The organism is Kitasatospora sp. NPDC051984, assembly GCF_044593455.1.
GTDB lineage: Bacteria > Actinomycetota > Actinomycetes > Streptomycetales > Streptomycetaceae > Kitasatospora.
The window spans coordinates 44,009-45,262 of record NZ_JBIUCB010000038.1 but is presented as its reverse complement, the minus strand read 5'-3'; the positions used below and the strand labels follow the sequence as shown (position 1 = coordinate 45,262).

1 protein-coding gene and 1 pseudogene are annotated in these 1,254 nt (G+C 73.8%); both read left to right on the top strand.

All coding sequences use genetic code 11. The features are described 5' to 3' along the window. Positions 1-183: pseudogene (locus ACIHEI_RS35455) on the top strand (ornithine carbamoyltransferase subunit F); the annotation flags it as partial. Positions 184-185: 2 nt separating this feature from the next. Further along, a complete protein-coding gene (locus ACIHEI_RS35450; RefSeq protein WP_396609668.1) occupies positions 186-1,157 on the top strand; it encodes a carbamate kinase in 972 nt (323 codons plus the stop codon). The last annotated feature ends 97 nt before the right edge of the window (positions 1,158-1,254 follow it).

Sequence of the window (1,254 nt, the reverse complement as noted above, 5' to 3'; positions counted from 1 at the left end):
CTGCCCGCCCTGCACGACCGCCGCACCGACCTCGGCGCCGAACTCGCCACCGAACACGGGCTCGACGGCCTCGAAGTCACCGACGAGGTCTTCGAATCGCCCGCCTCGCTGGTCTTCGACCAGGCCGAGAACCGGCTGCACACCATCAAGGCCGTCCTCGTCGCCACCCTCGGGGAGAAGTGACCATGCGCATCGTCGCAGCCATCGGCGGAAACGCCCTCCTCCAGCGAGGCGAACACCCCGACGCCGCCGTCCAGCAGCACCACGTCCACGACGCGGCCCGCTCGCTCGCCGCACTCGTCACCGCCGGGCACGAGGTGGTGATCACGCACGGCAACGGCCCGCAGATCGGCCTGCTCGCCCTGGAGAGCGAGGCCGACCCGGCGCTCACCGTGCCCTACCCGCTGGACGTCCTCGGAGCCCAGACCCAGGGCATGATCGGCACCCTGCTCGCCCGGGAACTGACGGGCCTGCTGCCCGGCCGGGCCGTCACCGCCCTGGTCACCCACACCGAGGTCGACCCCCACGATCCCGCCTTCCACCGGCCGACCAAGTTCATCGGCGGCCAACTCACCGACGACCAGGCCCGGTTGATGGAGATCGAACGCGGCTGGACCACCGCCCGGGACGGTGCGCGGATGCGCCGGGTGGTCCCCTCCCCGCGGCCGGCGGCGATCGTCGAGCTGGCGGCCGTCCGCACCCTGCTGGACGCCGGCGACGTGGTCGTCGCGGCCGGCGGCGGAGGCGTCCCCGTCACCCGCGATCCGGACACCGGCCGGGTCCGCGGCATCGAAGCGGTCGTCGACAAGGACCTCACCGCCGCCCTGCTCGCCCAACAGCTCGACGCGGACGCCCTGTTGATCCTCACCGACGTCACCCACGTGTTCGCCGACTGGGGCTCGACGCATCCCGAGCCGCTGCTCACCGCGACCCCCGAGCGCCTGCGCGCACTCGACCTGCCCGAGGGGTCGATGGGCCCCAAGGCGGACGCCGCCGCCACCTTCGCCGAGCAGACCGGACGGATCGCGGCCATCGGCCCCCTCGACGACGCCCTCGGCACCCTGCTCGGCACCACCGGCACCACCGTCCGGGCCACCGACCGCAGCGGAGGAACAGACCGGGACGGTCACCACAGCCTCGCCGCATCGCCGCAGTGACACCCGCAACGGACCGAGCCCCGGTACCGCGACCCGCACGAAGCGGGTGGCGACACCGGGGCTCTCGCGTCCGGGCCGCCGCCCGCAGCGGAAGAAC

Excerpts from the sequence above, each read along its gene's own strand:
- ACIHEI_RS35450 (WP_396609668.1), top strand. The coding sequence starts at position 186 with ATGCGCATCGTCGCAGCCATCGGCGGAAACGCCCTCCTCCAGCGAGGC.